The sequence below is a fragment of the Novosphingobium sp. PhB165 genome (genome assembly GCF_004341845.1).
Classification (GTDB): domain Bacteria; phylum Pseudomonadota; class Alphaproteobacteria; order Sphingomonadales; family Sphingomonadaceae; genus Novosphingobium.
In genome coordinates, this window is record NZ_SLVB01000005.1 from 535327 (window position 1) to 548179 (window position 12853).

Annotated in this window: 13 protein-coding genes; 9 read left to right on the forward strand and 4 right to left on the reverse strand. The window is 64.8% G+C overall.

Annotation, left to right across the window (positions count from 1 at the left end; translation table 11 throughout):
* Positions 1-66 precede the first annotated feature (66 nt).
* Complete coding sequence (locus EDF56_RS16835) at positions 67-528, reverse strand: Lrp/AsnC family transcriptional regulator (RefSeq protein ID WP_132389450.1); 462 nt, start codon at positions 526-528, stop codon at positions 67-69.
* A 108-nt stretch (positions 529-636) separates the two neighbouring features.
* Here EDF56_RS16835 and phhA point away from each other — a divergent pair, with 108 nt between their 5' ends.
* From phhA to maiA, 4 genes are all read left to right on the forward strand, one after another.
* Complete coding sequence (gene phhA / locus EDF56_RS16840; RefSeq protein ID WP_132389636.1) at positions 637-1494, forward strand: phenylalanine 4-monooxygenase; 858 nt, start codon at positions 637-639, stop codon at positions 1492-1494.
* Entirely contained in the window at positions 1491-2591 is a 1101-nt protein-coding gene (gene hppD, locus EDF56_RS16845; protein WP_132389452.1) for a 4-hydroxyphenylpyruvate dioxygenase, read from the forward strand. The genes phhA and hppD overlap by 4 nt, the downstream gene beginning before the upstream one ends.
* Before the next feature lie 219 nt (positions 2592-2810).
* On the forward strand, positions 2811-3365 hold the full coding sequence (locus EDF56_RS16850; protein WP_132389454.1) for a VOC family protein: 555 nt from the start codon (positions 2811-2813) through the stop codon (positions 3363-3365).
* 16 nt (positions 3366-3381) lie between these two features.
* Positions 3382-4017, forward strand: a complete 636-nt coding sequence (gene maiA, locus EDF56_RS16855) for a maleylacetoacetate isomerase (protein WP_132389456.1) — start codon at positions 3382-3384, stop codon at positions 4015-4017.
* Here the strand turns inward: maiA and EDF56_RS16860 are convergent.
* On the reverse strand, positions 4014-4694 hold the full coding sequence (locus EDF56_RS16860) for an extensin family protein (RefSeq protein WP_132389458.1): 681 nt from the start codon (positions 4692-4694) through the stop codon (positions 4014-4016). The two genes, maiA and EDF56_RS16860, sit on opposite strands and share 4 nt — an antisense overlap.
* Before the next feature lie 255 nt (positions 4695-4949).
* Here EDF56_RS16860 and EDF56_RS16865 point away from each other — a divergent pair, with 255 nt between their 5' ends.
* On the forward strand, positions 4950-6083 hold the full coding sequence (locus EDF56_RS16865) for a phosphoserine transaminase (protein ID WP_132389460.1): 1134 nt from the start codon (positions 4950-4952) through the stop codon (positions 6081-6083).
* Between the two features lie 130 nt (positions 6084-6213).
* Entirely contained in the window at positions 6214-7800 is a 1587-nt protein-coding gene (gene serA, locus EDF56_RS16870; RefSeq protein ID WP_132389462.1) for a phosphoglycerate dehydrogenase, read from the forward strand.
* A gap of 268 nt (positions 7801-8068) precedes the next feature.
* Here the strand turns inward: serA and EDF56_RS16875 are convergent, their stop codons facing one another.
* Together EDF56_RS16875 and EDF56_RS16880 are read right to left on the reverse strand one after the other, a co-directional pair.
* Positions 8069-8356 carry a GIY-YIG nuclease family protein gene (locus EDF56_RS16875; RefSeq protein WP_132389464.1) on the reverse strand — a complete coding sequence of 96 codons (288 nt, stop codon included), beginning with the start codon at positions 8354-8356 and terminating at the stop codon, positions 8069-8071.
* 296 nt (positions 8357-8652) lie between these two features.
* Entirely contained in the window at positions 8653-9450 is a 798-nt protein-coding gene (locus EDF56_RS16880; RefSeq protein WP_132389466.1) for an EF-hand domain-containing protein, read from the reverse strand.
* A 268-nt stretch (positions 9451-9718) separates the two neighbouring features.
* Between EDF56_RS16880 and EDF56_RS16885 the strand changes: the two genes are divergently transcribed.
* From EDF56_RS16885 to EDF56_RS16895, 3 genes are all read left to right on the forward strand, one after another.
* Positions 9719-10846, forward strand: coding sequence for an ATP phosphoribosyltransferase regulatory subunit (locus EDF56_RS16885; RefSeq protein ID WP_132389468.1), 1128 nt, complete (start codon positions 9719-9721; stop codon positions 10844-10846).
* A 154-nt stretch (positions 10847-11000) separates the two neighbouring features.
* Positions 11001-12290 (forward strand): adenylosuccinate synthase, encoded by a 1290-nt coding sequence (locus EDF56_RS16890; protein WP_132389470.1) that lies wholly within the window; start codon positions 11001-11003, stop codon positions 12288-12290.
* 98 nt (positions 12291-12388) lie between these two features.
* Positions 12389-12808: a L,D-transpeptidase family protein gene (locus tag EDF56_RS16895; protein WP_347812990.1), complete on the forward strand. Its 420-nt coding sequence runs from the start codon at positions 12389-12391 to the stop codon at positions 12806-12808.
* Positions 12809-12853 lie beyond the last annotated feature (45 nt).

Below are 12853 nucleotides of genomic sequence, written 5' to 3' on the forward strand. Positions count from 1 at the left end.
ATGAATGTGCTTTCATTCGCGCAAGTGAATAGACCGCATGCGGCCCTGCATTCCGCGAATTCTGCTTCATTCCAATGGCAGCGCCCGCGCTTCCTTGACCGCCTCCAGCACGATGATCGACTTCACGTCGCGCACGCCGGGAATGCGCAGCAGTGTTTTCAGCGTGATCTGCGAAAGATGGTCCACATTGCGCGCCACGACGTGGACGAGATAGTCCATGTCCCCCGTCACTGCATTGCATGCGATCACGTAGGGGTGCTCGCGGATCGCCTGTTCGAAACGGCGGATGATCTCGTCGACATGGGCGTTGAGGTTGATGAGCACATAGGCCTCCAGCTCGAAACCCAGCTTGCGCAAGTCCAGCACCGGCGCATAGCCTCGGATCACGCCTTCGTCCTCCAGCCGCTTGATGCGGCGGCTGACCGGCGTGGCGGAGAGCGCGGCGCGTTCGGCCACCTGGGCGACAGGCATGCGCGCGTCTTCCTGAAGCGATGCGATGATCTTGCGATCGAATTCGTCGAGCTGCATGAATCACCTGTCTGTGGCGCTATTTTTGGTTGAAGTCACCAATACCACCTCGAATGGCGGGTGCAATCGCACGCATCTCTTGCCATGCTTGTGTTATCCTCGCCGGACATGAAGACGCCGTGCACCGAGACAACCACAAGCGGCCTTCGCGGAGAGTACGAAGGCGCGGCTGACGACTACACGGTCGGCCAGCACTGGCACGCCTATACCCCCGAAATGCACGACCGCTGGCGCCGCCTCCACGCGCGCCAGTCGGCGCTTGTCGAGACCCACGCCTGCGCGGCATTCCGCGAAGGTCTGGCCCGGCTGGACTGTGCCGACGGCATCCCGCGTTTCGAGGATGCCAATGCCGTGCTGGGCCCGGCGACCGGCTGGCAACTCGTCGGCGTGCCCGGTTTCATTCCCGACGCGGTGTTCTTCGACCATCTCGCCCACCGCCGCTTCCCGGTCACCCGCTGGCTGCGCGAGGAGCATGAGCTGGACTATCTGGTCGAGCCCGACGTGTTCCACGATTTCTTCGGCCACGTGCCGATGCTGCTCGATCCCACTATCGCCGATTTCCTCGAACTCTACGGCAAGGCCGGGGCGCGGGCCATGGCGATGGACGCGCTGCCGATGCTGGCGCGGATCTACTGGTACACCATCGAATTCGGCCTCGTCCGCGAGACCGAGGGACTGCGCGTGTTCGGGGCGGGAATCATCTCCTCCTCGGGCGAGACGCAGTTCTCGCTGGAAGACCGCGAGGTCCTGCGCCTGCCGTTCGATCCGGTGCGGGTGATGCGCACGGGCTATACGATCGACAGCTTCCAGAAGGGCTATTTCGTTCTCGAAAGTCTGCCCCAACTGATCGAGGACCTTGTCGGGCTGGATTTCGGCCCGGTCTACGAACGCTGGCGCCATGAGGCGCCGATCCCCGCCGGAACCTTGCTCACCGGCGAAATCCCCTTCGGAGAAACGATCGCATGACCGACCTGTTCGAAAACCCCATCGGCCTCGACGGGTTCGAGTTCGTCGAATTCTCGGCACCGGAAAAGGGCATTCTCGAACCGGTGTTCGAGACGATGGGCTTCACCAAAGTCGCGCGTCACCGTTCGAAGGACGTGGAGCTGTGGCGGCAAGGCCAGATCAACTTCATCACCAATTATGAGCCGCAGAGCCCGGCCTGGTTCTTCAGCCGCGAGCACGGCCCCTCGGCCTGCGGCATGGGTTTCCGCGTGAAGGATGCGCGCAAGGCTTACGAGGAACTGCTCGCGCGCTCGGCCGAGCCGATTCAGGTCGCGACCGGCCCGATGGAATTGCACCTTCCCGGCATTCGCGGCATCGGCAATTCGATCATCTACCTGATCGACCGTTATGAGCGGGACGGTGACGGTGCGCTCACCATCTACGACATCGACTTCGAGTACCTGCCGGGCGTCGATCGCCATCCGGTGGGCGCGGGCTTCGACCTGATCGATCACCTGACCCACAACGTCTACGGCGGCCGCATGGCCTATTGGGCGGATTACTACGAGAAGCTGTTCAACTTCCGCGAGATCCGCTTCTTCGACATCAAGGGCGAATATACCGGCCTCACCTCCAAGGCGCTCACCGCCCCGGACGGCAAGATCCGCATCCCGCTCAACGAAGAGGCCGAGGGCGGAAAGGGCCAGATCGACGAGTTCCTGCGCGCTTTCAATGGCGAGGGGATCCAGCACATCGCGCTGATCTGCGACGATCTGATCGCGGCATGGGACAAGCTCAAGGCGCTGGGCGTGCCGTTCATGACGGCGCCGCCGGAAACTTATTACGAGATGCTCGACGAGCGTCTGCCGAACCACGGCGAGCCTGCGGACCAGCTCAAGATGCGCGGTATCCTGCTCGATGGGACGACGGACGGCGGGCAGCCGCGCCTGCTGCTCCAGATCTTCGCCGAGGCGCGTGTCGGGCCGGTGTTCTTCGAATTCATCCAGCGCAAGGGCGACGACGGTTTCGGGAACGGGAACTTCAAGGCGCTGTTCGAAAGCATGGAGCGGGATCAGATCCGGCGCGGCGTGCTGAAGGTTGAGGAACCGGCGGAGTAAGTTGTTGTGTCGGAAGGTCGCGCATGACCCTTCGACAGGCTCAGGGTGAGCGGGTTTTGGTTTATTGGGGTGGAAGAGAAAGGGCGGAGAAAAAGAGGGAATAAGCCTCCCTCCGCCCATCCTGAGCTTGTCGAAGGATCACCCTCGACCTGCGGAAGGATCATGCCGGCTTGTCGAAGCACGAGCGGCACACCACCTCGGGAATACGGGAGAATAGAGATGTCTGAAGTGGCCCCCAAGCTCGGCGGCGTTCACCACGTGGCCTACCGCTGCCGCGACGCCAAGGAGACGGTGGATTTCTACCGCGACGTGCTCGGCATGGATTTCATGCTGGCCATCGCGGAAGATCAGGTGCCCTCCACCGGCGCGCCCGATCCGTACATGCACGTCTTCCTCGATTGCGGCGGGGGCAATGTACTGGCCTTCTTCGAGCTGCCCAATTCCCCCGAGATGGGCCGCGACGAGGCAACGCCCGCATGGGTGCAGCACATCGCCTTCAAGGTGGATAGCGAGGAAGGCCTGCTCGCCGCCAAGGCGCGGGTAAAGGCGCGCGGGCTCGATGTGATCGGGCCGACGCATCACGGCGTGTTCAAATCGATCTACTTCTTCGACCCCAACGGCCACCGCCTCGAACTGGCATGGCAATTCGGCACGGCTGACCAGATGGCGAACCTCAAGTCGGTGGCCGACGACATGCTGGAAGAGTGGTCGCGCACGCGCAAAGCCCCGCGCCACGCCGCGTGGCTGCACGAGAAGATCGCGGCGGAATCCTGAGGTAGTGGGGCAGGGAATGCGCCTTCACGGCTATTGGCGCAGTTCCACCAGCTATCGCCTGCGTATCGCCCTCAATCTCAAGGGCCTGGAATACGGGCAGGTTCCCGTGAACCTGCTCAGCGCGGAGCAGCGCTCCGGGGAATATCGCCGTCTGAACCCCTTCGGCGGTGTTCCCCTGCTGGAGGTCGACGGGCGCACCTATGCGCAGTCGATGGCGATTCTGGAATGGCTCGACGAGCGGTTTCCGGATCGTCCGCTGCTCCCCCGCGATGTCGAGGACCGGTTTGCCGCGCGCGAACTGGCCATGGCGGTGGCGACCGAACTGCATGCTCCGCTCAACCTGCCGGTGCTGCGCTATCTCAAGCACGATCTCGGCCATTCGCAGGACGAGGTGGACACGTGGTACCGCCACTGGCTGGCCCGTACGCTGGAGGGACTCGAAGCGCGCCTCGCGCAGCGCGGGGCAGGGGACTTCCTGTTCGATGCGCCGGGGCTGTTCGAATGCGTGCTGGTGCCGCAGTTCTACAACGCGCGGCGTTTCGATCTGGACCTGTCGCCCTATCCCGGCCTTGTGCGCATCGACAATGCCTGCTCCGATGTCCCGGCGTTTGCCGCCGCCCATCCGGACAACCAGCCCGACAGTCCGGCTTAACGGCAGAAACTCTTGCCATCGCCTTCCAGATGGAAGTGATTGGCGTGGGCCGCGTTATAGTCCGGCCCCAGCGTCGTGCCGAAGCGCTTGCAGGCGCTGTCATGCACAACGCGCAGGAAGCGGCGCTCGGCAGGGGTGCCGCCGTTCCAGTCTTCCAGCACGGTGACGCGGCGGCCGTCAGCCAGCACGAATCCCGATACGTCGATGGCATTGGCGGTGGCATGGCCCGAACGGCGCGCGGTTCCGGCGATGTTGCGGCAGTTATAGCTGCCGTACGTCTCGATGCTGATGATCCGGCTGCCCAGAATTTGCTGCGCCGCCCGGTCCACGCCGAAGCGGGCCCATGCGGCGAAAGGCGTTGCCGTCGTGCAGGTTACCGGGCCGAGGTTGGTCACGGTGACGGTCGAGCTATCGGTGTTGAGCGCGGAAAGCTTCACCGTGCCCACCGTCGAACAGCCGCTGCCGTAATAGCGATCCGTCACCGGCGAGAACACCGCGTGCTGGCTGCCCAGCATGGCCATGCACTGCCGCGCTTCGGGGGAGGGCATCGGCGTAGCCGGCAGCGACGTCTGTTGGGGGCGCGATCCACGCCGCTCCGGCTGGTCGGACGAGCCGACGCAGCCGGCGATCACGGTGATCAGCGGCAGCGTAAGTATCAGTTTTGGGAGGGCTTTCATGGTCCCGCCTAATATCCGATCCTTTGGTGAACCCCAGATTAGCCTTGCGATGGATGCCTCTGGTATCGGGGGAGTCGAGTTTTCCACCGGCCATTGCAGCCCTTGAGTGGCGGAAATTCGCGCGGGATCGCCCCGGCGTAACGATCTGGCGCAATCGGCCGGAGAATCGTTTGACAAATTTCCTGCTGTCTTTAGACGCGGCTCCGGGCCACGCGGTCCCAACGCCGCGCGAGCTCTCTGTAAGGAGAGTCAGAAATGACTGATATTATTAGCGTTCCCGCGCGCAAACCTGCGCGTCCGCACTTCTCTTCCGGTCCTTGCGCCAAGCCGCCCGGATATGCCCCCGAAAAACTGAACACCGAAGCTCTCGGCCGCTCGCACCGCGCCAAGATCGGCAAGACGCGCCTTGCGTACTGCATCGATCTGATGCGCGAAGTTCTGCAGCTGCCCGACACGCATCGCATCGGTATCGTCCCCGGTTCGGACACCGGCGCCTTCGAGATGGCCATGTGGACCATGCTCGGCGCCCGCGGCGTGACCGCGCTGGCCTGGGAAAGCTTCGGTGAGGGCTGGGTTACCGACGCCGTCAAGCAGCTCAAGCTGGAACCCACCGTGTTCCGCGCCGACTACGGCCAGCTGCCCGACCTCGACAAGATCGACTGGTCCGACGACGTGCTCTTCACCTGGAACGGCACCACTTCGGGCGTGCGCGTTCCGGATGCCAACTGGATCCCGGCAGACCGTGAAGGCCTGTCCTTCGCAGACGCCACTTCGGCGGTTTTCGCCTACGACATCGACTGGTCCAAGATCGACGTTGCCACCTTCTCCTGGCAGAAGGTTCTGGGCGGCGAGGGCGGCCACGGCGTGCTGATCCTCGGCCCCCGCGCGGTCGAGCGTCTTGAGAACTACACCCCCAGCTGGCCGCTTCCCAAGGTGTTCCGCCTTGTGTCGAAGGGCAAGCTGGCAGAGGGCGTGTTCAAGGGCGAAACCATCAACACCCCCTCGATGCTTGCCGTCGAGGACGCCATCTTCGCTCTGGAATGGGCCAAGGGTCTGGGCGGTCTCGAAGGGCTGAAGGCCCGTTCGAACGCCAATGCCCACGCGCTGGACAAGATCGTTGCCGAGCGTGACTGGCTTTCGCACCTCGCGGTCGATAGCGGCACGCGCTCCAAGACCTCGGTCTGCCTCTCCGTCGAGGGTGCCGATGCCGACTTCATCAAGAAGTTTGCCGGCCTGCTCGAAAAGGAGGGCGCGGCTTACGACGTCGCCGGATATCGCGATGCCCCTCCGGGCCTGCGCATCTGGTGCGGCGCGACCGTAGACACGGCCGACATCGAGGCGCTGGGACCGTGGCTCGACTGGGCCTACGCCACCGTCAAGGCCGGCTAAACACCATTCCCGCTCGCCCTGAGCTTGTCGAAGGGCACTGGCAACCGGACCGCGCGGGCGAAGGGCTTCGAGAGGCTAAGGCTTCCATAGGCTCAGCCCGAGCGGACGTTGTAGCGAAAGAGAATTCAACATGACCAAGCCCCGCGTCCTCATTTCGGACAAGATGGACCCCAACGCCGCCCGTATCTTCGAGATCCGTGGCTGCGACGTAGACGTCATCACCGGCGAAACGCCCGAGCAGCTGATCGCCCGCATCGGCGATTATGACGGCCTCGCGATCCGTTCGTCGACCAAGGTCACCAAGGAAATCCTCGCCGCCGCGAAGAACCTGAAGGTGATCGGCCGCGCCGGTATCGGCGTCGACAACGTCGATATCCCGGCCGCTTCGGCCCAGGGCGTCGTCGTGATGAACACCCCGTTCGGCAACTCGATCACCACTGCCGAACACGCCATCGCCATGATCTTCGCTCTGGCCCGCCAGATCCCGGAAGCCAACGCCCAGACCCAGCAGGGCCTGTGGCCGAAGAACGGCTTCATGGGCGTTGAAGTCACCGGCAAGACGCTCGGCCTGATCGGTGCCGGCAACATCGGCTCGATCGTCGCCAGCCGCGCGCTGGGTCTGAAGATGAAGGTCGTTGCGTTCGACCCGTTCCTCACCCCCGAACGCGCTGTCGAAATGGGCGTGGAGAAGGCCGATCTCGAGACCCTGCTCGAGAAGGCGGACTTCATCACGCTGCACACGCCGCTGACCGACCAGACCCGCAACATCCTCTCGGCCGAGAACCTGGCCAAGACCAAGAAGGGCGTGCGCATCGTCAACTGCGCGCGTGGCGGCCTGATCGACGAAGCCGCGCTGAAGACCATGCTCGACAACGGCCACGTCGCCGGTGCCGCGCTCGACGTGTTCCAGACCGAGCCCGCCAAGGACTCGCCGCTGTTCGGCACGCCGAACTTCATCTGCACCCCGCACCTCGGCGCCTCGACGACCGAAGCACAGGTGAACGTGGCGCTTCAGGTTGCCGAGCAGCTGGCTGACTTCCTGGTCAACGGCGGCGTCACCAACGCGCTGAACATGCCTTCGCTCTCGGCCGAGGAAGCGCCGAAGCTGAAGCCCTACATGAAGCTGGCAGAAATGCTGGGTTCGATGGTCGGCCAGCTGACCCGCGATTCGGTTCCCCGCATCTCGATCCATGTCGAGGGCGCGGCTGCCGAGCTGAACCAGAAGCCGATCACCGCCGCCGTTCTGGCCGGTTTCATGCGCGTCCAGTCGGACACCGTGAACATGGTCAACGCGCCGTTCCTCGCCAAGGAACGCGGCCTTGAAGTGCGCGAAGTGAAGACCGAGCGCGAAGGCGATTACCACACGCTGATCCGCGTCTCGGTGAAGACCGAAGCGGGCGAGCGTTCGGTGGCAGGCACGCTGTTCAACAACGTTGAGCCGCGTCTGGTCGAACTGTTCGGCATCAAGGTCGAAGCCGAACTGGCCGGCGACATGATGTACATCGTCAACGAAGACGCCCCGGGCTTCATCGGCCGCATCGGCACTCTGCTGGGCGAGAACGCGATCAACATCGGCACCTTCAACCTCGGTCGCCGCGATGCCGGTGGCGAAGCGGTGCTGCTGCTCTCGGTCGACAGCGCGGTTCCGGAGGACGTCCTCAAGGGCGCCACGGCGCTTCCGGGCGTGAAGACGGTGAAGGCGCTCAAGTTCGTCTGATCCAGCTTTCAAAGAGCTCTCAACGGAAGGGGTCGGCATCTTCGGATGTCGGCCTCTTTTCGGTTTTGGGGAGGGCGGTGGGTTGGCATCCTTCGACAGGCTCAGGATGATCGGGGTGGGGGTAAGCCTCGCGCGGGAACGATGGAGATATTGCGTGCTCACTCGACCGGTGCGCATTTACCCCGGCCGCTTCCTCACGCGTGCCGCTTCGCCTACCAATCCCCGCTCACCCTGAGCTTGTCGAAGGGTGTCGAGACCACACACCACGTCAGACTGCGGACCGACACCGCGCCAATTCGCTTACCAGCACCCAGTCTCCGGCCATCATGGCTTCCTTCTTCGCGCGGCTCCAACCCTTGAGCTTGCGCTCAACGGCAAAGGCGTCTTCGCGCGTCTGGAATGAATCCGCCCAGATGAGCGCTAGCGGCCGTCGCGTCGCGGTGTATCCGCCGAGTGCGCCCGTCTGGTGTTGGGCAACGCGGTGCTCAAGGTCGTCCGTATGGCCGACATAGTAAGAGCCGTCGCGGCAGCGTAGGATGTAGGCGTGGAAGGCCATGCGCGATGTTCTGGCGTGGGTGGCAGGCCTTCGACAAGCTCAGGCTGAGCGGGATTGGGTTAAACTTTCACAATCGCGGGTCTTGTTCGCGCAATTCCGGCGCCAGGCTCGAACAATTGCCGCGCGTTGCCCACGCCTGCATGCCCGTGCACCCGGCCTGTCAGATCGTTCCCAATAAGCCCCCAACCCGCTCAGCCTGAGCTTGTCGAAGGCCCCGGAGACGGGGCGCAAGGCCGGCATCCGTCATCAGATCAGGACCAGCTCGCCGTCCTCAACCCCAAAAGCCGCGACAATCCCTACTGCTGAGCCGCCGCAGAAGACGCAACCGGCCCGGCCTCATCCCGCGGCGGCATCCCGCCACGCGGAGGCATACCACCCGGCCCACCGCGCGGACCACGGGGATGCAGTTCCTGCATCGACAAGAAGCCGTCATGATCGGTGTCCGCCGCATCGAACTTCGCGCCTTCATAGGCCAGAAGCTCATCCAGCGAGACGCCCGCATCGTAATTCGTGTTGGCCTTGGCGATGACGGTCCCCGTGATCGGCTCGATAAGGCCCGCCAGCATGCGGTCGTCATCGTCCTTGCCGAAATCGGGCATGATCGCATCGGCGATCTGGTCTCTGCCTTCGCCGAAAGCGCCGTTCTCGTTGCTGGCCACCGAGCCCATCTGCTTTTGCCAGGCCGTGAATTCCGCCATCGAGATGTTCCCGTCGCCGTTCGTGTCGACCTTGGTGAAGCGGGCCTTGATCGCGGCTTCGCGGCGCGCGTTGATATAGTTGTGGAATTCGTCGAGTGTCACCAGACCGTTGCGGTCGGTGTCGGCCTCCTTGAACATCGCGGTGACTATTTTGTTGTAGTGCTCGCGCGAGATGGGCTTGGGCATGTGCGGCGGACCGCCGCCGCCACCGCCGCCATGGCCTTCACCGCCCATGCCGCCGTGGTGCCGACCACCGCCGCCGCCGCCGCCTTCGCCTCCCATTCCGCCGCCCATGCCGCCCATTCCACCCATGCCTCCCATGTCGCCGCCCATCTGGGCGTGGGCAGGAGTCTGCAACAGCAGCAGGGGCAGGAGGATCAGGGAAATCTTGCGCATCGACCTCGACCGGTGTTCGCCGGGACAGGGCGCAAGGCGGGCAGGCCCCGCTTGGGAGCCGCGCTCACGCCTGACGATCCGGCCCCCGCAGGGAATGGGCTATCAATTCGAACGTTCGTCCCGCCAGACGACGGGCTGTGAGATACCGCGATGCACCGCGATTGTTGACAGAAAATTTCACGCAAATTGTCGCAGGCATTCTTGTTCGCGCCACAATCGCAGCGCGCATTCGACATTGCCCTTCCTTCCGGCTAAGGGCGCCCTCGCTATGCAGGACAACGACCGCGATCTCTTGCCCGAAGGACTGGGCGACCGTCTCCCGCAGCAGGCCTGGGCCTCGCAGACCGTGCGCCGTGCCGCGCACGACGTGCTGTCGAGCCACGGCTATGAGCGGGTCGAAACGCCCTTTATCGAGTTCGAGAAGGCGCTCGCGCATCGCATGGCGGGCGTGCAGGTGCGGCGGATGTTCCGCTTCGTCGATCCGATCTCGCTGCGCCTGCTGGCGCTGCGTTCGGACATGACCGCGCAGATCGCGCGCATCGCCGCCACCGGCCTTGCCGAAGCGCCGCGCCCGCTGCGCCTGTCCTATTCGGGGCAAGTCTGCACCATCAAGGGCGACGGGCTCGATCCGCGCCGCGAGCGGCTTCAGCTTGGCGCCGAGCTGATTGGTACCGATTCGGTCGCCGCCGCTGCCGAGATCGTCGAACTCGCCATCGAGACGCTGACCGCCGCCGGAGCCACCGGCATCTCGGTCGACTTCACGTTGCCCGATCTGGTCGACACGCTGGCGGCCGAAGCCCTGCCGCTGCCCGCCGCCAATATCGAGGCGGTGCGCCAGATGCTGGACGCCAAGGATGCGGGCGGCCTGGTGGATGTGGGCGGCGAGGCATATCTGCCGCTGCTCTACGCCGTCGGTCCGTTCGAGAGCGCGATCGAGCGTCTTGCCGCCTTCGATGCCGGCGGCGCTCTGGCCAGCCGTATCGCCGGTCTGCGCGAGATCGCCGCGCGCGTTTCCGGCAAGGCGCGGATCACGCTGGACCCCTCGGAACGTCATGGCTTTGAATACCAGTCCTGGTTCGGCTTCACGATCTATGCCGAGGGCATTGCCGGCGGCCTTGGCCGTGGCGGCACCTATCGCATTCTCGGCCAGACCGGCCATCATCCCGAATCGGCGACCGGCTTCTCGCTCTATCCCGATACGCTGGTGGACCTGCTGGCTGCCAAGGCCGAGGCGCCGCAGCGCCTGTTCCTGCCGATGGGCCACGATGCGGCGCTTGCCGCGCGCCAGCGCGCGGTGGGCTGGGTGACGGTGGCTGCCCTGTCGGACAGCGACGATCCGATTGCGCTCGGTTGCTCGCACCGGCTGGAAGGCGGCGAGGCGGTCGCGCTCACCTGACCACTGGTCTGAGCGCGGACTTGACTAGCCATGCGCCTTGCCACTAGGGCGCGCACGAAAAGCCGGGGCGCTTCCGTCCCATGAAAATCCATATCGCCGAGTCCTGTCGAAGGGCGTTATTGGATCCACCGTGGCAGGGTGGAGGAGTATATCCATGGCCAATGTAACCGTGATCGGCGCCCAGTGGGGCGATGAGGGCAAGGGCAAGATCGTCGACTGGCTGGCAAGCCGCGCCGACGCCGTCGTCCGTTTCCAGGGCGGCCACAATGCCGGCCACACGCTCGTCGTCGGCGAGCAGGTCTACAAGCTTAGCCTCCTGCCTTCGGGCATCGTCACCGGCACGCTGTCGATCATCGGCAACGGCGTCGTGCTCGATCCCTGGCACCTCAAGTCCGAGGTCGAGAAGCTGCGCGGGCAGGGCGTGGAGATCAATCCCGAGAACTTCGCGATCGCGGACAATTGCCCGCTGATCCTGCCGCTTCACCGCGACCTCGACGGTCTGCGCGAGACGGCTGCCGGTTCGGGCAAGATCGGCACCACCGGCCGCGGCATCGGCCCGGCTTACGAAGACAAGGTCGGCCGCCGCGCCATCCGCGTCTGCGATCTGGCGCACCTCGACGCGCTCGATTCGCAGCTTGATCGCCTCTGCGCCCACCACGACGCGCTGCGCGCCGGCTTCGGCCAGCCGCCGGTCGACCGCGAGGCGCTCATCAACGAACTGCGCGAGATCGCGCCCTTCGTGCTCCAGTTCTCGCAGCCGGTGTGGAAGCGCCTGAACAAGGTCCGCAAGGCCGGCGCGCGCATCCTGTTCGAAGGCGCGCAGGGCGTGCTGCTCGACGTCGATCACGGTACCTATCCCTTCGTCACCAGCTCGAACACGGTTTCGGGCACGGCGGCTTCGGGTTCGGGCCTCGGCCCCTCGGCCACCGGCTTCGTGCTGGGCATCGTCAAGGCCTACACCACCCGCGTCGGCTCGGGCCCGTTCCCGACCGAGCTGGAGGACGAGACCGGCCAGCGCCTTGGCGAACGTGGCCATGAATTCGGCACCGTCACCGGCCGCAAGCGCCGCTGCGGCTGGTTCGATGCCGTGCTGACGCGCCAGTCCTGCGCAATCTCGGGCGTGACCGGCATTGCGCTGACCAAGCTCGACGTGCTCGACGGCTTCGAGAACGTGAAGATCTGCACCGGCTATCGCCTGCACGGCAAAGTGCTGGACTACTTCCCCAGCCACGCCGCCGATCAGGCCAATGTCGAGCCGATCTACGAGGAAATGGACGGCTGGCAGGGTACCACTGCCGGTGCCCGCTCGTGGGCCGATCTGCCCGCTCAGGCGATCAAGTACATCCAGCGCGTGCAGGAACTGATCGAGACCCCGGTGGCGCTGGTTTCGACCAGCCCCGAGCGCGAGGACACCATCCTCGTGCGCGATCCTTTCCTGGATTGATGGCAATGCGGCGCGGGCTACCACTCGCGCCGCTTTTGTTTTTGCTCGGCATCGGCAGCGCCCATGCCGGGCCACCTTCCGAACAACCTTCCGCTGAGTTGGCGCCGATCGACCTGATCCGCGTCATCAAGTCCGACCGGCGCATGGAATTGTGGTCCGGCGGGCGGATCGTCCGCGTTATCGAGCATGTCCAGCTAGGCGGCCAGCCGCTGGGCCCCAAGCACTTCGAAGGCGACGGGCGCACGCCCGAGGGACGTTACGAGATCGACTGGGGCAACCCGGACAGCGCCTATCACCTCGCGCTCCACATCTCCTATCCGAACATGGATGACAGCGCCTATGCCGCCGCGCGCGGTCGCACGCCGGGCGGCATGATCATGATTCACGGCCAACCGAGCGGCATCGCCACGCGCGCAAGCGGCGACTGGACCGATGGCTGCATTGCCGTCTCCGATGCGGAAATCGAAGCCTTGTGGCAGTCGGTGGGCGATGGCACGCCGATTGAAATCCTGCCCTGATTTCCCGATCCGCGCCCGCTTTCGGGCGAAATCACCCCGGCGGCT

What these genes read in the sequence shown, in the direction of transcription:
- maiA (WP_132389456.1), top strand. Translation starts at nt 3,382, where the DNA reads ATGCGCCTTCACGGCTATTGGCGCAGTTCCACCAGCTATCGCCTGCGT.
- EDF56_RS16850 (WP_132389454.1), top strand. Translation starts at nt 2,811, where the DNA reads ATGTCTGAAGTGGCCCCCAAGCTCGGCGGCGTTCACCACGTGGCCTAC.
- EDF56_RS16890 (WP_132389470.1), top strand. Translation starts at nt 11,001, where the DNA reads ATGGCCAATGTAACCGTGATCGGCGCCCAGTGGGGCGATGAGGGCAAG.
- EDF56_RS16875 (WP_132389464.1), bottom strand. Translation starts at nt 8,356, where the DNA reads ATGGCCTTCCACGCCTACATCCTACGCTGCCGCGACGGCTCTTACTAT.
- phhA (WP_132389636.1), top strand. Translation starts at nt 637, where the DNA reads ATGAAGACGCCGTGCACCGAGACAACCACAAGCGGCCTTCGCGGAGAG.
- serA (WP_132389462.1), top strand. Translation starts at nt 6,214, where the DNA reads ATGACCAAGCCCCGCGTCCTCATTTCGGACAAGATGGACCCCAACGCC.
- EDF56_RS16865 (WP_132389460.1), top strand. Translation starts at nt 4,950, where the DNA reads ATGACTGATATTATTAGCGTTCCCGCGCGCAAACCTGCGCGTCCGCAC.
- hppD (WP_132389452.1), top strand. Translation starts at nt 1,491, where the DNA reads ATGACCGACCTGTTCGAAAACCCCATCGGCCTCGACGGGTTCGAGTTC.
- EDF56_RS16880 (WP_132389466.1), bottom strand. Translation starts at nt 9,450, where the DNA reads ATGCGCAAGATTTCCCTGATCCTCCTGCCCCTGCTGCTGTTGCAGACT.
- EDF56_RS16885 (WP_132389468.1), top strand. Translation starts at nt 9,719, where the DNA reads ATGCAGGACAACGACCGCGATCTCTTGCCCGAAGGACTGGGCGACCGT.
- EDF56_RS16835 (WP_132389450.1), bottom strand. Translation starts at nt 528, where the DNA reads ATGCAGCTCGACGAATTCGATCGCAAGATCATCGCATCGCTTCAGGAA.
- EDF56_RS16860 (WP_132389458.1), bottom strand. Translation starts at nt 4,694, where the DNA reads ATGAAAGCCCTCCCAAAACTGATACTTACGCTGCCGCTGATCACCGTG.